Raw genomic sequence first — 18,932 nt, 5'->3', positions numbered from 1 at the left:
ACCCAAATCACCGGCTCAGGGCAACGCCCCGGGGCTGAACTCCTCCAGCATCTCGGTGACCAGGGCGGCGATCGGCGAGCGTTCGCTGCGCTGCAGGGTGATGTGGGCGAACAGCGGGTGGCCTTTGAGTTTCTCGATGACCGCCGCGACGCCGTCGTGGCGACCGACCCTGAGGTTGTCGCGCTGAGCCACATCGTGGGTGAGCACCACCCGTGATCCCGCCCCCAGCCGGGACAGCACGGTCAGCAGCACGTTGCGCTCCAGTGACTGCGCCTCGTCGACGATGACGAACGAATCGTGCAGCGAGCGGCCCCGAATGTGGGTCAGCGGAAGCACTTCCAGCATTCCGCGGGAGAGCACCTCCTCCAGCACCGCCGGGCTGGCCAGCCCTTCGAGGGTGTCGAAGACAGCCTGGGCCCAGGGCCCCATCTTGTCGCTCTCGCTGCCGGGCAGGTAGCCGAGGTCTTGGCCGCCGACCGCGTACAGCGGGCGGAACACCACCACCTTGCGCTGGGTCCGGCGTTCCAGCACCGCTTCCAATCCGGCGCACAGGGCCAGCGCGGATTTACCGGTGCCCGCCTTGCCGCCGAGCGAGACGATGCCGACGGATTCGTCGAGCAGCAGATCGAGGGCGACGCGCTGTTCGGCTGACCTTCCCCGGAGGCCGAACACTTCGCGATCACCACGCACCAGCTGTACCCGCTTCTCGGCGGTGACCCGGCCGAGCGCCGACGAGCTACCACCCAGCAACCGAATTCCGGTGTGGCAGGGCAGATCCCGCGCCTCGGCCAGATCGATCTCGCCATCGGCGAACAGCGTGTCGATCTCCTCGGCCGCCACGTCGAGTTCGGCCATGCCCGTCCAGCCGGACACCACCACGTCCTGGGCGTGGTACTCGTCGGCGGCCAGACCCACCGCGCCGGCCTTGACCCGCAGCGGAATGTCCTTGCTCACCAGCGTGACGTGCTTGCCCTCCGCGGCGAGGTTGGCGGCACATGCGAGGATCCGAGTGTCGTTGGTCTCGGTGCGAAACCCTGCGGGCAACACCGTCGGGTCGATGTGATTCAACTCGACCTGCAGCGTGCCGCCTTCTGCGCCAACGGGAATCGGCTGATCCAGCCGCCCATGTTCGAGCCGCAGATCATCGAACATCCGCAGTGCCTGCCGGGCGAACCAGCCCAGCTCGTGGTGATGCCGTTTGGCCTCCAGCTCGCTGATCACGACCAGCGGGACCACCACTTCATGCTCGGCGAACCGCGTGCATGCCCAGGGATCGGACAGCAACACGGAAGTGTCGAGCACATAGGTACGGACAGCTGAATCAGTCACGTGGCGCTCCTAGAACCCGCGCGGCCCCACACGAGTTGCTCGGTGGACACTGCGGCACCAGGACCGGAGCCGGTCCTTTCAGATCAAACTGATCGGTACCGTCCGGACAGCAGAGCATGTCGCTAGCCATCGGATTCGACGCTACTCCCGCCGTGACGGGGTTGCTGGCTGGCGCGCCGGGCGAAAAAAGCCCGCCGCGTTACGTGTTGATGAACTCCTGGAGCTGGGGTTCGTCGGCCAGACCCCAGGCCGTGATCCGGTCGGAGATGACCTGCGCCAACGCGGCCTTGTCGAAGATGCCGGCCTCGGCCACCAACGCCACCTTGTCCTGGTAGGCGTCGATGTCCGCGCCGATCACGTCGAGCTCGCGCGCCCGGGCCGCGATGGCCGCAATGGTCTCGTCGCGGTGCGTGCCCAGCAGGTGGGACACCAGGTTGCCGAAGAACAGTTCGTGACGTTCCTCGTCGACCGCGATGCGATCGATCAGCGATCCCAGCACCGGCTCGGCGATCTGCGCCCGCAGGTTGCGGGTGAAGACGGCGTGGGCCCGCTCGAAGTACGCCATGAACACGAGCGTCTCGATCTGGCTGTAGCTGTCGGCGCGGTAGCCCTTCATCACGTGTTCGACGCGGACGTCCTCGTTGGCCGTCGGGTCGATCTCGCGGGTGACGACGAGGTAGTTGCGCAACGCCACGGCGTGCAGGTGCTCCTCGGCGGTCCAGCGGCCCAGGAAGCGTCCCCACTTGTCCTCGAGGATGAAGTGCTCGACGAGTTCGCGGTGGTAGCCCGACAGGTTGTCCTTGGTGATCAGCAGGATCTCCAAGGCGTCGGTGACGTTTTTGGGCAGGGTCACCCCGGATGGATCCCAGTCCTTGCCACCGAGGAAGGCGAAGTTCTCACCCTGGTCGAAAGGCACGTAATCGTGCGCGTACCAGAGGACCTCGGTGTCGAGGTGGCGACGCAGCTCAGCCTCGACGACCGGCTCGAGCTCAAGGGTCAGCGCGTTAGCGACAGGTTTCTGTGCCATGAGGTAACTGTAACCCGGGTTTACATGTTTCTAAAAGTCGGGGCGCCGTGTGTCGCGGCACCCGACTCAGAGGGTCAGCCCGGGGTACAGCGGGTTGGCGGTGAGCAGCTCGGCGGAGGCCGCATGCACACGCTCGGCGGTGCCGTCGGCCAGCTTGTACTTGGCCTTGGAAGACCCCTCGGCCTGAGTGTTGGACAGCACCTCGACGATCAGCTCGGCCACCCGGTCGAAGTCGTCGGCGCCGAAGCCACGGCTGGTCAGCGCGGGGGTACCGAGCCGGATGCCGCTGGTGTACCAGGCCCCGTTGGGGTCGGCCGGGATGGCGTTGCGGTTGGTGACGACGCCGGCGTCCAGCAGGGCGGACTCGGCCTGGCGGCCCGTCAGCCCGAATGAACGCACATCGAGCAGCACCAGATGGTTGTCGGTGCCGCCGGTGACCAGGCCCGCATCCCGCTTGACGAAGCCGTCGGCCAGCGCCTGGGCGTTGTCGGCAACCTGCTGGGCGTAGGTCTGGAACGCCGGCTGACGCGCCTCGGCCAGCGCGACGGCCTTGGCGGCCATCACGTGGCTCAGCGGCCCGCCGAGCACCATCGGGCAGCCCTTGTCCACGGCCGGCGCGAATTCCTCGGTGGCCAGCACCATGCCGCCGCGCGGGCCGCGCAGCGACTTGTGCGTGGTGGTCGTGGTGACATGCGCGAACGGCACCGGGTTCTCGTCACCGGTGAACACCTTGCCCGCCACCAGGCCGGCGAAGTGCGCCATGTCGACCATCAGGGTGGCGCCCACCTCGTCGGCGATCTCGCGCATCTTGGCGAAGTTCACCCGGCGCGGATAGGCCGAGTAACCGGCCACCAGCACCAGCGGCTTGAACTCGCGGGCCGCGGCAGCCACCGCGTCGTAGTCAAGGAACCCGGTCTCCGGGTTGGTCCCGTAGCTGTGCTGGTGGAACATCTTGCCGGAGATGTTGGGCCGGAAACCGTGAGTGAGGTGCCCGCCGGCATCCAGGGACATGCCGAGCAGACGCTGGTTGCCCAGCTTGTTGCGCAGGGTCTCCCAGTCCGCCTCGGACAGGTCGTTGACGTGCTTGGCGCCGAGTTCGGCCAGGCCGGGAGCCTCCACCTTGGTGGCCAGGATGGCCCAATAGGCAACGAGGTTGGCGTCGATGCCGGAGTGCGGCTGGACATAGGCGTACGGGGCGCCGAACAGCTCGCGGGCGTGCTCGGCGGCCAGCGCTTCGACGGTGTCGACGTTCTGGCAGCCCGCGTAGAACCGGTGCCCGACGGTGCCCTCGGCGTACTTGTCGGAGAACCAGGTGCCCATGGTGAGCAGCACCGCCGGGGACGCGTAGTTCTCGCTGGCGATCAGCTTGAGCGAATCACGTTGATCGGCAAGCTCTTTGCGGGTGGCTGCGGCGACCCGAGGCTCGACGGATTCGATGACCTGCAATGCGGCTTGGTAGGCGGCACTTGAGGTGTCGGCGTAATCAGCGCCGGAAGCCGCGGGCAAGGTGGATGACGAGTCTGCTGCCATGGCTTTTAGCCTAGTCGGAGCCGTTGTGGCCGTTCATCGGGCCTGGCGCTGGATGGCCGGGGTACGGACACGGCGGCTGTGATGGATGCGCGGCCAGATCAATTCGTGTGGTTCCAGGCGCCGCCGGCCCTGCCGTGGATGGCAGCGCCACCCCCCTTGCCGTGGGCGAAACCGCCGCCGGGCCAGCCCTTGCTCCAGTCGTGGCCGGCCCAATCGCCGCCGGGCCACGGGATCGTGAGGGCGGGGGTGGGCGGATCGACCGTCTCTCCGTTCAGCACGACGACGGGATCGGCAGTGGCCACCGCCGCGGTGCCGATGAGTCCGGCCAATGAGATCGCCACCGCGGCCACACCGGCCATCAACGTGACCCGGTTCGATGTCGTCCCTGTTGCAGCCATGTCGACTCCCTGCTGCCACCCGGTTTCAGCGCCGTGATGCTCGGCAGAAATTTTACGCCTCAGCGAACGTGAGATTCAACCAGCCGAGGGGGATATCCACCCCCGCTTCGGCACAATCAAGGTCAATCTTTGCGCTTTCAACTGCGGGAATGACGCTGCGACGCGATACTTGACTGACACAGGCGCGCAATCCCCGGCAGTTATCAGCAAAGCATTCAGCGAACCGCAGGACGACGGCTCTCCCACGCAGAAGCCGGACGGACCCATCGAGTCCGCCCGGCTTTCAGGTCATGGGATCAGTCGCGGTGCAACCACGCCCCGCCGGCCTTGCCGTGGCTGGCAGCGCCGCCGCCCTTTCCGTTGGCGTAACCGCCGCCGGGATATCCCTTGCTCCAGTCGTGGCCGGCCCACGCACCTCCGGGCCACGGGCTGACGAGGGACGGGGCTTCGGCGCCAGACGTACCCGCGCCGACGGCGTCGGTGATGCCGTTGATCGCGGACGTGACGGGATCGCTGCCGACCTTGGTGGCCGGCGATTTATGGCCGCGAGGGTTGACCGGCGTCACCGGATCGCTACCCACTTTTGTGACGGGCGTGGCATTGGCCACCGCGCCGGGGCCGACGCTTCCGGCCCCGATGATTCCGGCCCCGAAGATTCCGGCCCCGAAGATTCCAGCGAAGGCCATCGCACCCGCCGCCATGATCACACCTGCGGCGCGCTTGATCTTGTTCAACGTTCCCATTGTCGCGGCCATGGTCGTTTCCTTTGCTCAGCCGGGTACCCCACCGGGCTCGACACCGTAAATGTTACCGACCAGTAACTGGCCGATTCAAGCAGGTGAGACCAGCATCATAAGGCAAAGCCGGCGTTCGGTGAACGCCGGGTGACGAGGCCGGAAACAGCGCGAAACAGCTTTGCTATCAGCGCCCCTACGCGGCTGATCGGCGGCTCAGCGCAACGTCGACGGAATCAGCGGCTCGTCGAGCAGCCGGCCGAACCGCTCGGTCAGCGTCACGCCCTCGGGTCGGGCGTCCAGCCAGCCGCGCAGCAGCCGGTAGCCCTCGATGTACGTGCTGGTGTAGGCCCGCCACAACGGTGAGGACAGAAAACGCAGCGTCTGGCGGGCCCGCTCGTCGTTGATCAACAGCCACCGCTTGAGGAACTCCACCACCTCGTCGACGTCGCGATGCTCGTCGTGCAGCATCAGCGCCGCATCCTGGCGGACGTCGGCCAGCCCGGCCATCGCCTCGGAGATCGCCTCGGCGCGCCCGCCGTCGAACCGCAGCCCCAGGTCGGCGTAGATGTCGGCGGCCCACGGTCCCCAGCCTTGGCTGTTTCCCGTCGCTTCGCCCGCCCCGTCCCCCACGATCGCGTACAGCGCCAGGTCGGCCAGGCCCTCGGCCATCAGGCATTGCGGGGTGTTGACGAGGAAGATCGTCTGTTCGGCCTGCCCGTCACGGGCCACCAGCCCCGCCTCCTTGCGGCAGTGCTCGGTGTGATGGCCCGGATAGGACTCGTGGGCCACCAGACGCGGCAGATTGGCCATCTGTTGTTTGAGATCGGCGTTGACGGCCACGGTGGACTTGTAGTCACCCAGGTAGTAGTTGAAGCCCGACCAGGGTTTGTCGGTGACGACCTCGTAGGTGATGGTCTCGGTCTCGGGCAGCGGGTAAGCGGCCCGCACCTTGTCACGCAGGGCCGAGGAGAAGGCGTGAATGCACTCCGCCAGCCGGGCCGGCGGAATCTCATCGCCGCTGCGGTGCGCCTGGATTCGGTCGGCCAGCGGGCCCGTGCCGCCGAGCGCCTCGTCGAGTTTGGCGTGGGCCTGCCGATACTTTTCCGGGTCACCCTTGGTGATCCGGACGTCGAAATACGCCTGCACCTCGTCGACGAAACCGACGTCCTCCCCGGCGAACTTGCGGCCCGCACAGTTCAAGGCCCGCAGGTGGGCAGCGAGGTATTCGGCCCGGTCGGATTCGAGATCGTCGGGGATCTCACCGAGCAGCCGGTCGGCCTGCCGCGCCAGCTCAGCGGGGTCGGGCGTGGGCTCATTCTGCACGGCACGACGCAGCTGCGGGTCCCCGGTGAACGAGTCGACGTAGCCCTCCTCGACCCGGTCGAACCGCAGACCGAGCAGTAGATACTCGCGGATCAGAGTGCTGGAATCCATCCCCTTCGCCATGACCACAACCGTAGATGCAAGACTGACCGAATGCCGCGGCCGAGCGAGCCGAGCCCCTATGTGGAGTTCGACCGAAGTCAATGGCGTGCCTTGCGCATGTCGACACCGCTGAAACTCAACGAGGACGAACTGCTGCGTCTGCGCGGCATGGGCGAAAAACTCGATCTCCTCGAGGTCGAAGAGGTCTACCTTCCCCTGGCCCGGTTGATCCACCTGCAGGTGGCCGCGCGGCAGCGATTGTTCGCCGCCACCGCGGAGTTCCTCGGTGAGCCGCAGCAGAATCCGGACCGGCCGGTGCCGTTCGTCATCGGTGTCGCGGGCAGTGTGGCGGTCGGGAAATCGACCACCGCCCGTGTGCTGCAGGCATTGCTGGCCCGGTGGGGCCACCACCCTCGGGTGGACCTGGTCACCACCGACGGGTTCCTCTACCCGAACAAGGAACTTCACCGTCGGAACATCATGCACCGCAAGGGCTTCCCGGAAAGCTACGACCGGCGGGCGCTGATGCGGTTCGTCACCGCGGTGAAAGCCGGCGCCGACGAGGCCTGCGCACCGGTGTATTCACACCTGCTGTACGACATCGTGCCGAGTGAGAAGCAGGTGGTCCGCCACCCGGACATCCTCATCCTGGAGGGGCTCAACGTCCTGCAAACCGGCCCGGCCCTGATGATCTCGGATCTGTTCGACTTCTCGGTGTATGTCGATGCGCGCATCGAAGACATCGAGAAGTGGTACATCTCCCGGTTCCTGACGATGCGTTCGACGGCGTTCGCCGACCCGGCTTCGCACTTCCACCACTATTCGACGTTGACCGATGATCAGGCGGTGTTCGCCGCGCGCGACATCTGGCATTCCATCAACCGGCCCAACCTGATCGAGAACATCCTGCCGACAAGGCCGCGAGCCACCCTGGTGCTGCGCAAGGATGCCGACCATTCGATCAACCGGCTGCGGCTGCGGAAGCTCTAGGCAGCCCCGGCCGGGACTGTGACCAGCGGGCCGCACCGCACGTCGAAACGCTCCGCCACGGTGTCGAGGGTGCGACGCAGATGTTCGCGGTCCCGGTGGTGGGTCGCCATGAACCGGGCGGTGGCCGACAGCTGGCGCGGCAGCGGATACCAGCGGTTGAAGTCCAGGCCGCAGTCCCGGAACACCTTGGCGGGCACCCCATCCGAGATCAGACTCAGGTTGTGCTGAGCCAGGGTGAACATCGTATACACCAGCGCCTTTTTGGATTTCTGCGCCAAGTCCTGCAGATCGAGCTCGTAGAGCGGCATCGTGTTCAGCTTGTCCAAGAACATCAGGTGCGTCGCGAAGTAGGCCGCAAATGACGACAGATGCAATGTGGCGGAACGCATTTGAATCGACAGCACAGACCCGCCACCGGAAACGTACGGCTCGTAGGGATAATCGCTCTTGGTGAGATACCCGGTGCAGTTCACGATCCAACTGCCCGGTGTGACGGTTTTTCTGGCCCCGCTGCGGAACACCAGATCTGCGGAGCCGTTGCTGTCGACGACGTCGACGAGGTGGTCCATCACCACATCGTTCAGACCTGCCACGATGGCGGTGTTCTCGGCCTCCGACAGGACACCGGCGACGTAATGATCGGCCTGCTGTGTCGGACAGGTGCCGTAGGCCGACCGGAACCACCGGGCAACATCGTCCTCGTTGGTGCCGTCGAAGAGCCGGGTCATCTCGATGGACATCTTGGTCAACGAGGTCCCGCCCGCCCAACGCCGGGCACCGGCGGGGAAAAATCGATCCCGGCTGGCGAAGAAGGTGCCCGAGCCGGCCACCATGTTCACCTCGCGCCCCGGGCTCGACGTGATCAGCGCGTGCGCGGTGTCCATGGCGGTCTTGCCGCTGCCGATCACCCATACCGGGGTATCGCTGTCGTGGATCTCTCCGAAGCGCACATCACACGAGTCCGGGGAGACCGACCGCACCCGGTCGCTGGACAGCTCCAGCGCATCGTTGGGCGTCACCCGCACGCCGTACGCCTTGATCAATCGGTTGGTCCGAATGGTGTGCAGGCGTGCCTCGCTGTCGCGGCAGATGACCTGCACCGCACCGCCGTTCGTTTCCGCGGTCTGGAAATCCCAGCCGTAACGTTCCTCGACCCGAACCCGTTGTTTGATCTGCTGCAGGCAGTGGCTGAAATGGTCGAGCACCTCGGGTTTGGTGGCCAGATAGGACGGTTCACGACCGAGGGTCCACTTGATGTTGCCGGCGGTGAACATCGGATGGGGTTGATGCAGCCGCACATACGGATACGTGTCCACCCACATGCCGCCGACCCGAGGACGCCGGTCGATCAGGATGATCTTCTGGTCGGGTCTCAGGTAGGTGGCGGCCACGAACAGCGCGTTCATGCCGCACAGGCCGGCACCGACAATGCACACGTCACAATCGTCTGTAGGCATCGCAATTCTCCCGGATGTCGCCACGTCAGCTCAGTGTGCGCCCGAGAGGCCGCGACGCCGTGAGTAGTCGACTACCCGAATTGGTGATCGCCCAGGGCCGCGGGTCCTGGGCGATCACCAATGTGCTCAGGCCGGAATTCGCCGGACCCCGACGTATTGCAGTTCGGCCATCACCAGCGTGTAGATGCCGGTGGCGATGACGAACACCACCCCGACGGTGGTGAGTGCCATGGTGAACACGGCAGCCAGGGCGATGACGGTGCAGGCCGCGTTGGCGATCACGGTGCCGATGCCGGCGGGACGGACGCGCTCGATCCCGGCGAGGGCGAACACCGCGATGCCGTAGACGACCGAGAAGATGCCGACGCCGTATTCGACCGACGTGGGCAGGCCGGTGAGATCGGCGAACCACCCGGCCGCGGCCAGCAACGCGATGCCGCAGATGCCGACGAGGACGGCGTCCAGCCGCATCGCCAGGCGCAGCAACGAATCGGTTCGCTTGGTGGTGCCGGCAGCTCCGGTGGCGGTGATGGCGGTCATGATTCTCCTTCTCGAGTGGTGATTACCAGTGGTGCATTCACTTCGAACGGTGGAGCACGGTGCGGGGTCGCGCGCCGTAACCTCTTGCGGCGGCGCCCCGTACCGGCTCGGGAGGGAGTCACGCCAGACGGCGCACTCCGCGGTATTGCAGCCAGGCCAACACGACGGTGGCGCTGACGAATCCGAGCACCAACTCGTCTCCGGTCCCGGTCAACGGCAGCCAACCGGTCACGATGGCGGTGACGGTGGTGATCGCGAATGCCACGTTGCCGGCGAGGACGGCGACGCCGACCCGTCGGACGTGCGCGGCCGCGGCCAGGACGTAGAGCAGAGCGCCGTAGCCGACCAACCCGGCGCCGACGAACCACCCGGCGGTGGCCGACAGCCCCGCGATGCGGGCCAGTTGATCTGCGGCCATCGCGATCAGCAGGCCGACCCCGGCACACACGGTGGCGTCGGCGCGTAGCGCGAATCGCAGCAGGGAATCGTGTGCGGCGGTTCCGGTTCCGGAGTCGGTCAGTGGCCGGTTGAGAGTGGCGGTCATGTCGGGCTCCTCGGTGATGAGGGTGTCGAGGGTGGAACACCTCTGACCCTGCCCACGAGCCGCTGCCAGATCGACGCCAAACACTGCCAACCACTGCCAAGTGCAGGTCAGCGCCCTGCAGGTGTCAGTAGTCGGTAGTGACCAGGGTGCCGCGCAGGTCCGCGGCGATCACCCGCGCGGCGGCGTTCTGCCAGTTGTGCAGCGAGCGTTGCGGCACCTCGGTGACGAACCACTGCCAGGCCTGCCGGGCCACCGGGTCGAGCCCGGAGGCGGTGGCGTTCTGGGCATAGGCGCGGACCCCGACGACGTAGGGGAAGTACAGCGAGTTGTAGTGCCGCCACTGTTCGGTGGTGCCGAAGTCGCCGCCGTCGCGAGGCTTGAGCGCGGCGATGCGATCGGCCAGCAGAGCCTTGAGCTCGTTGGCGCGCTCCAGCGGTTGATCCGGCGCCCCGCGCTGCGCCAGCCGGGCATCGATGGCGGGCAGCGCGGTCAGCGGACTGGCGACGAGCTTGGACAGATCACCGTAGTGGCCCAGCGCACGACGGGTGAGCCGGGTGAAGGCGTCGTCGTCGATGTCACCGAGCGGATGACCGGCCCGCAACGGCAGCGCCGCCTCGGTCTGACGCAGGGCCTCCCGGTCAGCGCGCAGGGCCGGGGACCGGGAAAAGGCGAGCCGGTCGAACACGCCGGCCAGCGGATCGGCCAGCACCTCCACCGCCACCGCGACGGCCAGGCTGGTGAACAACAGGACGGTCAGCACGGTATGGCCGGTGCCGGCTTCCAACACCGCCATGCCGATGAGGGCTTGCGCAGCGAACGGCACCGCGATCACCAGGGTGCCGATGATCGAGCGGCGCATGTCGGCCCGCACGGCCTGTCCCTCGTCGAAGGCGTCCCAGATCGCCACGGCCACCCCGAGCAGCGCCACATCGAATCCGGTGGAGGCCAGCGCCAGCCAGCTCGGCACCAACCCGAGCGGGATCACCAGGATCGCGTTGCCCAGTGCGAAGAACAGCGTCGCGACGATGATGAACCCCACCACCGAGCCGGGTTTGGCCCCGCCCAGCACGGCCTTGACCATCGCCCCGAGGGAGGACAGCGAGATCACGGCGAACATCACCCAGTGGCCGGTGCGCAGCGGGCCGTCGACGCTGCCTGCCAGCGCCGCTCCGGCGAAGGTCAGGATCGCGACGGTGAAGATCCCCGCGACCTCGCCCACGCGGGAGCGGAAGGTGTCGGCCGGACGGGCGAGTTCGACCATGACGGCGAACCAGGCGATGCCGGGCAGCGCGACCAGATAGATCTCGATGCGGCTGAGCAACTCGGAGCCGGTGACCAGCCGGACGGCGTCGAGCGCGACGACGACGGCGAAACTGGTCAGCCCGATCGCGGCGAGGACGAGGACGGGTTTCCGCGGATCGCGGGCAAGCAGGTAGAGACCCAGCCACCAGCTGAGCGTGAAGACCACCGCCGACAGCGCAGCCATGGTCTCAGTGTGTCACTACTTGCCGAAACGGCGATGCCGGGCGGTGTAATCGCGCAGGGCACGCAGGAAGTCGACGCGACGGAAGGCGGGCCAGTACGCCTCGGTGAACCACATCTCCGAATATGCGCTCTGCCACAACAGGAATCCGGACAGGCGTTGCTCACCGGAGGTGCGGATGACCAGATCGGGGTCGGGTTGCCCCGAGGTGTAGAGGTTTTCCGAGATCCCCTCCACGGTGACGGCTTCCACGAGCTGTTCGGCGGTGGCACCGTTGGCCAGCTCCTTGGACAGCAGTGACCGGACGGCGTCGACGATCTCCTGGCGGCCGCCGTAGGCCACGGCGACGTTCACATGGAACGAACCGGGTGGGGTCGAGGCCGTTCGCTCGACGGCCTCCCGCAGCCGTCGGGCCGGCTGCTCCCCCAACAGCTCCAGATCACCGACCGTGCGCACACTCCAGGTGTTCGACGGAGCGCAGATCTCTTCGACGACGTCGGTGATGATCTCGATCAGTTCGGACAGCTCATCGGGATCGCGTTGCAGGTTCTCCGTCGAGAGCAGATAGACCGTCGTCATCTCGATGCCGGCGGCCTGACACCAGCGCAACATCTCGGCGATCTTGGCCGCGCCCATCCGGTAACCGATGCTGACATCGTCGTAACCCGCGTCACGCGCCCAACGGCGATTGCCGTCACACAACACTGCGATGTGGCGAGGCAATTCGGATCTGGCCTGCGTCAGCTCGTGACGCAACCGCATCTCGTAGAGCCGGTAGGCCGGTTCTTTGAGCCGCGGGGGAATGATGTCCACGAGAGTCCAGACTACTGTGAGCGTCGGGGAACACCATGTGTTGTCAATGGAGGTGACATGACCGCGCCGACCGGTAGCACCAAGCCCTATCGCTCTGCCGCCGCATTGAGCCGGCCTGCCGAAGACCTGCCCGAAGCCGTCGCCGAAGGCGTCGCCCAGTTCCTCGGCAAACCACGCGCGCGCGGCTGGATCCACGTGTACTCGGCGATCGTCGCATTCATCGCCGGCGCGGCGCTGGTGTCGGTGTCGTGGTCGGTGGAATCGTTGCGTGCCGGGCTGGCCACGCTGCTCTACACCTTCACGATCGTGGCGATGTTCACCGTCAGCGGCACGTATCACCGGGTGAACTGGAAATCGGTGAACGCCCGCAAATGGATGAAGCGCCTGGATCATTCGATGATCTTCATCTTCATCGCGGGCAGCTACACGCCGTTCGCCCTGCTGGCGCTGCCTGAATCCAAGGGCATGGTGTTGTTCTGGATCGTCTGGGGCGGGGCGATCGCGGGCGTGTTGCTCAAGATGTTCTGGCCGTCAGCCCCACGCTGGCTCGGTGTCCCGCTCTACATCCTGTTGGGCTGGGTGGCGGCCTGGTTCATCGGGCCCATCATGCGCGGCGCCGGCGTGGCCGCGGTGGTGTTGCTGATCGTCGGCGGCGCGCTCTACAGCATCGGTGGCGTGCTGTACGCGCTGAAGTGGCCGAACCCGTGGCCGACCACGTTCGGTCACCACGAGTTCTTCCACGCCTGCACGGCGGTCGCGGCGATCTGCCACTACATCGCCATGTGGTTCGCCGTCTTCTGACCTACAGCTGCTTGACGTCAGCGGCCGACCAGTAGGCCTTCATCGAGGTGATCTGCCCGTCGGCGTTGAATGTCATCACCTCGATGGGTTCGATCCGCATCGCGTCACCGACGTTGATGGCGAACAGGAACGCCGCCTCATGGCCGCCCGGACGGAACTGCAGCAGCTCGGTCGTGATGGCAGCGCCTGCCGCGGTCAGGTTCTTGTAGAAGCCCTCGATCGCCTGCCGGCCGATGTGCACCTCGCCGCTGCCCACCGGGTCCTCCAGCGTCGCGTCGTCGGCATACAGCGCGGCGACCTCGGCCGCGGAACCACCGGCAACGGTGTCGAGGTAACGCTTGACGAAGGTTTCCAGGGCTGCGGCATCGTGGCTCATGGCCGCGAGGCTACACGGGCACACCGAGCGCGGTAGCCAGTTCCCCGACCGTCGTCACCGGCAGGTCGCACACCGTGCCGCGGCACACATAGGCAGCGTCGGCGCCGTCCACCCGGTCACGTCCCTGCAGCAACGGTGCGGACCCGGCAGCACCACCGACCACGACCGCCCCACCGGGGGCCATCCGCCGAGCGGCGGCCAACAACGGCGACGACGGATCTCCGGCCACCGCGATCTGGATCGGTCCGCGCACCTGTGCTTCGGCCACCGCCAGCCAATGCCCGCCGGAGCGGGCCGCGCGCGCCAAGATCGGCGTCGCCGAGGACAAAGTTGCCTGTGCGGCATCGAGATAGCGTTGCGAACCGGTCAGGTGTCCGCCCAGCTGTAGCGCCTCGGCGATCAACGATGCGCCGGATGGCGTCGCGCCGTCGATCGGATCGGCGGGACGCACCATGAGTTGCTCGGCGTCATCGGCGGTGTCGAACCAGCGACCGGGCTGCTCGGGATCGGCGAAATGGTCCAGCGCGACGTCCAGCAGACCGACCGCCTCGTCCAGGCCGTATCCGGTCAGCTGGGACAGCGTCAGCAACGCAGTGGCCAGCGCCGCGTGGTCTTCCAGGATCGCCGCGCTGTCTCCAACCCGGCCACCCAGGCTGGCCCGGCGCAGCCTGCCGTCCACCAGGTGCAGATCCAGCATTCGGCGTGCACATTGCTCTGCAGCGGAAAGGAATTCGGGTCGATTCAGCGCGACGGATGCTTCGGCCAACGCCGTGATGGCCAGCCCGTTCCAGGCGGTCACGACCTTGTCGTCGCGGGCCGGCTGGGGCCGGGAGGCGCGCGCGGCCAACAGCGCCGTACGTACCGACTCGAACCGGGCCGCATCGTCGGGGTCACGAGGCAACTGCAGCACCGACGCCCCATGCTCGAACGTGCCGGCCGCGGTGACGCCGAAAAGCGAAGCCGCCCAACCTCCGTCGTCGTCACCCAGGACCGAACGGAGCTCGGCCGGCGTCCACACGTACGTCAGCCCCTCGCGTCCACCGGCGTCGGCGTCCAGTGCCGAGACGAACATGCCGTCGGCCTCCAGGTCCGACAGCAGGAACCCGGCAGTTTCCTGAGTCACCTTGTGCGCCAACCGATCCTGGGTGCGACGCGCCAGGTGGGCGTAGGCCCGCAGCAACAGGGCATTGTCGTAGAGCATCTTCTCGAAATGCGGCACCACCCAGTGCGGGTCGACGCTGTAGCGGGCAAAGCCACCGGCCAGCTGGTCATAGATGCCGCCGCGCGCCATCGCCGAGCAGGTGCGCTGCACCGCCTGCAAGGCCGCCACCGATCCGGTGCGCTCGTGGTGGCGCAGCAGCCCTTCCAGCAGCGCCGAGGGCGGGAACTTGGGCGCACCACCAAAGCCGCCGTAGGTTTCGTCCTCGTCGCGCAGCACCGCGGCCACCGCGTGGTTGCACAACTCGGGGGCCACCGGCGCTCCCCCGCCGGGCAACCCGGCCGACATCGACCGCAGCTCGGTGGCGATCTGATCCGAGGCCCGCTCGACCTCGTCGCGGCGGTCCCGCCAGGTCTCGGCGACGGCGGCCAGCAACTGCAGGAAACCCAACTTCGGGTAGTAGGTGCCGCAGAAGAACGGCCGGCCGTCGGGGGTCAGGAAGCAGGTCATCGGCCAGCCGCCCTGCCCGGTCAGGGCGACGGCGGCGTTCATGTACACCGCGTCCAGGTCCGGACGTTCCTCACGGTCGACCTTGATGCAGACGAATCCGTCGTTGAGCACCGCGGCAACTTCCACGGACTCGAACGACTCGTGCGCCATCACATGGCACCAGTGGCACGCCGCGTATCCGATGGACAGCAGGATCGGGACGTCCCGTTCGGCCGCTTCGGCCAACGCCTCGGGCGACCATTGCCGCCAGTGCACCGGGTTGTCGGCGTGCTGGCGCAGGTACGGGCTGGTGGACCCGCCGAGCGTGTTACCCGGTACCGGGCTCACGTGGCTGACCCTTGGGACCGGGTGCGTGGTCGGGAACATCGGGGGCGGCGTGGTCAGGGGCGCTGTCCACCGAGCCGTCCACGGTGCCCTCGTCGGCGTCCTGATCAGGCTCGGGGTGCTGCGGATCGAACGATTCGGGCAGCTTGCGCAGGTGCCGGTTCATCGACCAGACCAGGGCGAAGGTGCCGACCAGCAGTGCCACCGTGACCAGCAGGCCAAGCGGGGTGGCCTTGCCGAATTCCGGGCCGGTGTTACGCGGCTCGTCGGCGAGCAGTGTGAGCACTGCGGTGAAGGTGTCGATCATCTCTCAATCCCGGTGAACAGGTCGTCTTCCGGCAGTTTCACCGGCACACGCGACCGCGCCAACTCGAACTCCTCAGTCGGCCACAACCGCTGCTGCCACTCGATCGGCGCATGGAAGAAATCGCCTTTCGGGTCGATCTGCGTCGCGTGCGCTCGCAGCGCGTCGTCGCGCTGACTGAAGTACTTCGAGCATTCAACACGGGTGGTGACCCGGTTGGCGAATATGTCGTGATCGGGGTCCCAATGCTCGAGCCATTTCGCGAAGGGGCCCTGCTGGCCGTTCTTGGCGAATTCGTCCTGCAGCAGTTGCATGCGTTGACGCAGGAAGCCGTGGTTGTAGTAGAGCTTCGACACGCTCCACGGCTCCCCGGCGTCGGGGTACAGGCGGAAGTCGGCGGCCGCCTCGTAGGCCGCCACCGACACCTGATGGCAGCGGATGTGGTCGGGGTGCGGATAGCCGCCGTTCTCGTCGTACGTGGTCAGCACGTGCGGCCGGAATTCCCGGATCACGCGCACCAGCCGGTGCACCGGCTCTTCGAGCGGCGTCAGCGCAAAACAGCCTTCCGGGAGGTCCGGCAACGGGTCGCCCTCGGGCAAGCCCGAGTCTTCGAATCCCAGCCAGTGGTGCTCGACGCCGAGGATCTCGGCGGCCTTGGCCATCTCGTCGCGACGCACCTCATGGATCCGGCCGTGCACCTCGGGCAGGTCCATCGCCGGATTCAGAATGTCGCCGCGCTCGCCGCCGGTCAGCGTCACGACCATGACGCGCGCTCCCTCGGCCGCGTAGCGCGCGGTGGTAGCCGCACCCTTGCTGGACTCGTCGTCCGGGTGGGCATGCACCGCCATCAACCGCAGTTCACTCATTTCGCTTTCATCTAACTACGGCGTCCTCTTACCTATGCCCGCTGCCCAAGTCCTCGACGCCCAGAACGTTGCCTGGGCTCAGGGACAAACCTGTCTCGACCTATAGTTCCAGTTCTGATGATCGAACGCCCCGCCGCCCGCTACGGATCCCGCCAAATGTCTCGCCGGACCCGGCGCTGGATCATGTTCGCGCTGGTCGGCCTGGTGGTGGTGGCAGGTGTGGTGCTTGCCGTCGTGGCCAATCAACGATTGGGCAGCGGCGAGGTGAAAGGCGAGCTCAGCGCCTATGAACTGATCGACAACCAGACCGTCTCCGTGACGATCGGGGTGACCCGGCCCGACCCGTCGATCCCGGTGGTGTGCATCGTGCGGGCCCGCTCGATCGACGGCAGCGAAACCGGACGGCGTGAGTTTTTGGTCGGCCCATCCGATCAGCGCGTCGTACAGGTGACCGCGGAGGTGAAATCGAGCCGACCCCCCGTGATCGGCGATGTCTACGGGTGTGGCACGGATGTGCCGTCCTACCTGGTAGCGCCCTGATTCAGCAGCGCGCAACAAACGCCGAACAGCGATTACATGAAGAATGCCCGGCCGCTCGGTGGTACGATTGTGCGATACACGGTTCCTCGCTGGGGCCGTGTATTGCTGCATTAGCGCTCGATTAAGCGCTTACGCCCGCGGCAATACACGCGCATGCCTCCGGCCGGGAAACGACCGACTTCGCACACAGGGGGGGCGCGCGAGCGCCGCGAGACCAAGGACAGACAGGAGCACGAGAACATGACCGACACTCAGGTCACCTGGCTCACTCAGGACGCATTCGACCGGTTGAAGGCGGAGCTGGATCAGCTGATCGCCAACCGGCCGGTGATCGCCGCCGAGATCAACGATCGCCGTGAAGAAGGCGACCTGCGCGAGAACGGTGGCTATCACGCCGCCCGCGAGGAGCAGGGCCAGCAGGAGGCCCGTATCCGTCAGCTCCAGGAGCTGCTCAACAACGCCAAGGTCGGCGAGGCTCCCAAGCAGTCCGGCGTCGCACTGCCCGGTTCGGTCGTCAAGGTGTACTACGACGACGACAAGAAGGACACCGAGACGTTCCTGATCGCCACCCGTCAGGAAGGCATCAGCGACGGCAAGCTGGAGGTCTACTCCCCCAACTCACCGCTGGGCAGCGCGTTGATCGACGCCAAGGTCGGCGAATCGCGCACCTACACCGTGCCCAACGGCAGCACCGTCAAGGTCACCCTGATCAGCGCTGAGCCCTACCACGCCTGACGGGCGACCCCGGGGGACGCACTACAGTCGGGGAAATGGCGCAAATCGCCGAAGACCTGTTCCTGCTTTTGCTGGACAACGCCGCCGCGCAGCCGGGGTTGGACCGTCGTCGCAGGGAGAAAGTACTCAGCGCGGCCGTCCTGCTCGATCTGGCCTACGCCTGCCGGATTCGCCCGGCCATGGCCGACGAGCCCGTCGAGGCCGGCCGGCTGATCGCCCTCACCGGTGATGGGCCTACCGACCCGGTCGGTGACGCGGCGTTTGATGTCCTGCAGCGTCGACCGCTGGCGCCCGAGACGGCGCTGACCAAACTGGGCCGGCACATCCAGACCAATCTGGAGCAGCACCTGGAACGCATCGGGCAGATCCGGCGCGTCCGCATGCCCGGCAAGGGTCTTCCGGGCCGCCCGGTGTATTGCTGGCCGCTGACCAATCGCGAGCGGGTCAGTCAGGCGCGGGCCGCGTTGCTGGCCGCCTTGTTCGACGGACACAATCCGGTACCGGCCATCGCCGCGATCATCTGCCTGCTGCACGCGGTCGACGGCCTCGGCGCAGTGTTGAGCCTCAACGACCGGGGCTGGCGCTGGGTGCACGCCCGCTCCACCGAGATCGCCACCGGCAGCTGGGTGGACGAGACGGCGTCGGCGCTGCCGGAGATGAATCTGGCAGTGACGACCTCGGCGCTACGTCCTGCCCTGATGGCCTAATGTTCCCCGCGGGCAAACATAAACCCGTACCTTTTCGCGTGAAAAGGTACGGGTTTTGTGTTCGGCGTTAGTTGGCGAGCGCCTGCTCCAGGTCGGCCAGCAGGTCGGCCGCATGCTCGATGCCCACCGACAGCCGCACCAGGTCGTCGGGCACCTCCAGCTGCGAGCCGGCCGTCGAGGCATGCGTCATCGCACCCGGGTACTCGATCAACGATTCCACGCCACCGAGCGACTCGGCAAGAATGAAAAGTTCGGTGCGCGAGCACAATTCGCGGGCCGCAGCGGGGCCGCCGCGCAACCGCAGACTCACCATGCCGCCGAAGCCCGACATCTGGCG

At 66.8% G+C, this 18,932-nt stretch carries 21 protein-coding genes; 5 read left to right on the top strand and 16 right to left on the bottom strand.

The annotated features are described in order from the left end of the window. Window positions 1-15 precede the first annotated feature (15 nt). The 6 genes from A5740_RS13430 to A5740_RS13405 all read right to left on the bottom strand — a co-directional run bounded on the left by A5740_RS13430 (window position 16) and on the right by A5740_RS13405 (window position 6,467). Entirely contained in the window at window positions 16-1,329 is a 1,314-nt protein-coding gene (locus A5740_RS13430) for a PhoH family protein (RefSeq protein WP_076194755.1), read from the bottom strand. A 199-nt stretch (window positions 1,330-1,528) separates the two neighbouring features. Beyond that, a complete protein-coding gene (locus A5740_RS13425) occupies window positions 1,529-2,356 on the bottom strand; it encodes an acyl-ACP desaturase (RefSeq protein WP_076194753.1) in 828 nt (275 codons plus the stop codon). Between the two features lie 66 nt (window positions 2,357-2,422). After that, window positions 2,423-3,886, bottom strand: coding sequence for a glycine hydroxymethyltransferase (locus A5740_RS13420; protein ID WP_076194751.1), 1,464 nt, complete (start codon window positions 3,884-3,886; stop codon window positions 2,423-2,425). Window positions 3,887-3,984: 98 nt separating this feature from the next. Next, on the bottom strand, window positions 3,985-4,284 hold the full coding sequence (locus tag A5740_RS13415) for a hypothetical protein (RefSeq protein ID WP_139335106.1): 300 nt from the start codon (window positions 4,282-4,284) through the stop codon (window positions 3,985-3,987). Window positions 4,285-4,580: 296 nt separating this feature from the next. Continuing rightward, window positions 4,581-5,039, bottom strand: coding sequence for a hypothetical protein (locus A5740_RS13410; protein WP_139335105.1), 459 nt, complete (start codon window positions 5,037-5,039; stop codon window positions 4,581-4,583). A 195-nt stretch (window positions 5,040-5,234) separates the two neighbouring features. Further along, window positions 5,235-6,467: a DUF885 domain-containing protein gene (locus A5740_RS13405; RefSeq protein WP_175616240.1), complete on the bottom strand. Its 1,233-nt coding sequence runs from the start codon at window positions 6,465-6,467 to the stop codon at window positions 5,235-5,237. Between the two features lie 30 nt (window positions 6,468-6,497). Here A5740_RS13405 and coaA point away from each other — a divergent pair, with 30 nt between their 5' ends. Then, window positions 6,498-7,436: a type I pantothenate kinase gene (coaA, locus tag A5740_RS13400; protein WP_076194745.1), complete on the top strand. Its 939-nt coding sequence runs from the start codon at window positions 6,498-6,500 to the stop codon at window positions 7,434-7,436. Here coaA and A5740_RS13395 read toward each other — a convergent pair. The 5 genes from A5740_RS13395 to A5740_RS13375 form a co-directional block, all read right to left on the bottom strand. After that, window positions 7,433-8,893 carry a potassium transporter gene (locus tag A5740_RS13395; protein ID WP_076194743.1) on the bottom strand — a complete coding sequence of 487 codons (1,461 nt, stop codon included), beginning with the start codon at window positions 8,891-8,893 and terminating at the stop codon, window positions 7,433-7,435. The two genes, coaA and A5740_RS13395, sit on opposite strands and share 4 nt — an antisense overlap. A gap of 126 nt (window positions 8,894-9,019) precedes the next feature. Next, the gene (locus tag A5740_RS13390) at window positions 9,020-9,433 is read right to left on the bottom strand and encodes a hypothetical protein (RefSeq protein WP_076194740.1); all 414 of its coding nucleotides are present in this window, start codon (window positions 9,431-9,433) and stop codon (window positions 9,020-9,022) included. A 118-nt stretch (window positions 9,434-9,551) separates the two neighbouring features. Next, window positions 9,552-9,977 carry a hypothetical protein gene (locus A5740_RS13385; RefSeq protein WP_076194825.1) on the bottom strand — a complete coding sequence of 142 codons (426 nt, stop codon included), beginning with the start codon at window positions 9,975-9,977 and terminating at the stop codon, window positions 9,552-9,554. A gap of 124 nt (window positions 9,978-10,101) precedes the next feature. After that, the gene (locus tag A5740_RS13380; RefSeq protein WP_076194738.1) at window positions 10,102-11,463 is read right to left on the bottom strand and encodes a hypothetical protein; all 1,362 of its coding nucleotides are present in this window, start codon (window positions 11,461-11,463) and stop codon (window positions 10,102-10,104) included. Window positions 11,464-11,478: 15 nt separating this feature from the next. After that, window positions 11,479-12,273 (bottom strand): (2Z,6E)-farnesyl diphosphate synthase, encoded by a 795-nt coding sequence (locus A5740_RS13375; protein ID WP_076194736.1) that lies wholly within the window; start codon window positions 12,271-12,273, stop codon window positions 11,479-11,481. A gap of 57 nt (window positions 12,274-12,330) precedes the next feature. On the opposite strand from A5740_RS13375, the gene A5740_RS13370 reads away from it, so the two are divergent. Then, on the top strand, window positions 12,331-13,074 hold the full coding sequence (locus A5740_RS13370) for a hemolysin III family protein (RefSeq protein WP_076194734.1): 744 nt from the start codon (window positions 12,331-12,333) through the stop codon (window positions 13,072-13,074). A gap of 1 nt (window position 13,075) precedes the next feature. On the opposite strand, the gene A5740_RS13365 is transcribed toward A5740_RS13370, so the two are convergent. From A5740_RS13365 to mca, 4 genes are read right to left on the bottom strand one after another with little or no spacing between them, the layout of a single operon-like run. Continuing rightward, complete coding sequence (locus A5740_RS13365; RefSeq protein WP_076194732.1) at window positions 13,076-13,450, bottom strand: nuclear transport factor 2 family protein; 375 nt, start codon at window positions 13,448-13,450, stop codon at window positions 13,076-13,078. A 10-nt stretch (window positions 13,451-13,460) separates the two neighbouring features. Next, window positions 13,461-15,485 carry a thioredoxin domain-containing protein gene (locus A5740_RS13360; RefSeq protein WP_083654098.1) on the bottom strand — a complete coding sequence of 675 codons (2,025 nt, stop codon included), beginning with the start codon at window positions 15,483-15,485 and terminating at the stop codon, window positions 13,461-13,463. Further along, on the bottom strand, window positions 15,427-15,750 hold the full coding sequence (locus tag A5740_RS13355) for a hypothetical protein (protein WP_076194728.1): 324 nt from the start codon (window positions 15,748-15,750) through the stop codon (window positions 15,427-15,429). Before A5740_RS13355 ends, A5740_RS13360 begins: the two co-directional genes overlap by 59 nt. Continuing rightward, window positions 15,747-16,613 (bottom strand): mycothiol conjugate amidase Mca, encoded by an 867-nt coding sequence (mca, locus tag A5740_RS13350; protein WP_076194727.1) that lies wholly within the window; start codon window positions 16,611-16,613, stop codon window positions 15,747-15,749. The genes A5740_RS13355 and mca overlap by 4 nt, the downstream gene beginning before the upstream one ends. A gap of 117 nt (window positions 16,614-16,730) precedes the next feature. Between mca and A5740_RS13345 the strand changes: the two genes are divergently transcribed. The 3 genes from A5740_RS13345 (at window position 16,731) to A5740_RS13335 (ending at window position 18,595) form a co-directional block, all read left to right on the top strand. Beyond that, window positions 16,731-17,153, top strand: a complete 423-nt coding sequence (locus tag A5740_RS13345; protein ID WP_076194725.1) for a DUF4307 domain-containing protein — start codon at window positions 16,731-16,733, stop codon at window positions 17,151-17,153. A gap of 240 nt (window positions 17,154-17,393) precedes the next feature. Next, window positions 17,394-17,888: a transcription elongation factor GreA gene (gene greA, locus A5740_RS13340; RefSeq protein WP_076194824.1), complete on the top strand. Its 495-nt coding sequence runs from the start codon at window positions 17,394-17,396 to the stop codon at window positions 17,886-17,888. A 35-nt stretch (window positions 17,889-17,923) separates the two neighbouring features. Continuing rightward, window positions 17,924-18,595: a GPP34 family phosphoprotein gene (locus tag A5740_RS13335; protein WP_076194723.1), complete on the top strand. Its 672-nt coding sequence runs from the start codon at window positions 17,924-17,926 to the stop codon at window positions 18,593-18,595. Between the two features lie 67 nt (window positions 18,596-18,662). On the opposite strand, the gene A5740_RS13330 is transcribed toward A5740_RS13335, so the two are convergent. Then, window positions 18,663-18,932 (bottom strand): PLP-dependent transferase (locus A5740_RS13330; protein WP_175616239.1); only part of this gene is annotated, 270 nt, incomplete at its 5' end.

Source organism: Mycobacterium sp. GA-1841, assembly GCF_001954135.1.
GTDB lineage: Bacteria > Actinomycetota > Actinomycetes > Mycobacteriales > Mycobacteriaceae > Mycobacterium.
The sequence above is the reverse complement of the archived record's forward strand: the minus strand, read 5'-3'. Positions and strand labels throughout refer to the sequence as shown.

Coding starts and splice junctions, on each gene's coding strand:
- A5740_RS13425 (WP_076194753.1), bottom strand. CDS start 2,356: ATGGCACAGAAACCTGTCGCTAACGCGCTGACCCTTGAGCTCGAGCCG.
- A5740_RS13380 (WP_076194738.1), bottom strand. CDS start 11,463: ATGGCTGCGCTGTCGGCGGTGGTCTTCACGCTCAGCTGGTGGCTGGGT.
- A5740_RS13390 (WP_076194740.1), bottom strand. CDS start 9,433: ATGACCGCCATCACCGCCACCGGAGCTGCCGGCACCACCAAGCGAACC.
- A5740_RS13395 (WP_076194743.1), bottom strand. CDS start 8,893: ATGCCTACAGACGATTGTGACGTGTGCATTGTCGGTGCCGGCCTGTGC.
- A5740_RS13335 (WP_076194723.1), top strand. CDS start 17,924: ATGGCGCAAATCGCCGAAGACCTGTTCCTGCTTTTGCTGGACAACGCC.
- A5740_RS13385 (WP_076194825.1), bottom strand. CDS start 9,977: ATGACCGCCACTCTCAACCGGCCACTGACCGACTCCGGAACCGGAACC.
- A5740_RS13370 (WP_076194734.1), top strand. CDS start 12,331: ATGACCGCGCCGACCGGTAGCACCAAGCCCTATCGCTCTGCCGCCGCA.
- A5740_RS13365 (WP_076194732.1), bottom strand. CDS start 13,450: ATGAGCCACGATGCCGCAGCCCTGGAAACCTTCGTCAAGCGTTACCTC.
- A5740_RS13415 (WP_139335106.1), bottom strand. CDS start 4,284: ATGGCTGCAACAGGGACGACATCGAACCGGGTCACGTTGATGGCCGGT.
- A5740_RS13345 (WP_076194725.1), top strand. CDS start 16,731: ATGATCGAACGCCCCGCCGCCCGCTACGGATCCCGCCAAATGTCTCGC.
- A5740_RS13405 (WP_175616240.1), bottom strand. CDS start 6,467: ATGGCGAAGGGGATGGATTCCAGCACTCTGATCCGCGAGTATCTACTG.
- greA (WP_076194824.1), top strand. CDS start 17,394: ATGACCGACACTCAGGTCACCTGGCTCACTCAGGACGCATTCGACCGG.
- A5740_RS13355 (WP_076194728.1), bottom strand. CDS start 15,750: ATGATCGACACCTTCACCGCAGTGCTCACACTGCTCGCCGACGAGCCG.
- coaA (WP_076194745.1), top strand. CDS start 6,498: ATGCCGCGGCCGAGCGAGCCGAGCCCCTATGTGGAGTTCGACCGAAGT.
- A5740_RS13410 (WP_139335105.1), bottom strand. CDS start 5,039: ATGGCCGCGACAATGGGAACGTTGAACAAGATCAAGCGCGCCGCAGGT.
- A5740_RS13420 (WP_076194751.1), bottom strand. CDS start 3,886: ATGGCAGCAGACTCGTCATCCACCTTGCCCGCGGCTTCCGGCGCTGAT.
- mca (WP_076194727.1), bottom strand. CDS start 16,613: ATGAGTGAACTGCGGTTGATGGCGGTGCATGCCCACCCGGACGACGAG.
- A5740_RS13360 (WP_083654098.1), bottom strand. CDS start 15,485: ATGTTCCCGACCACGCACCCGGTCCCAAGGGTCAGCCACGTGAGCCCG.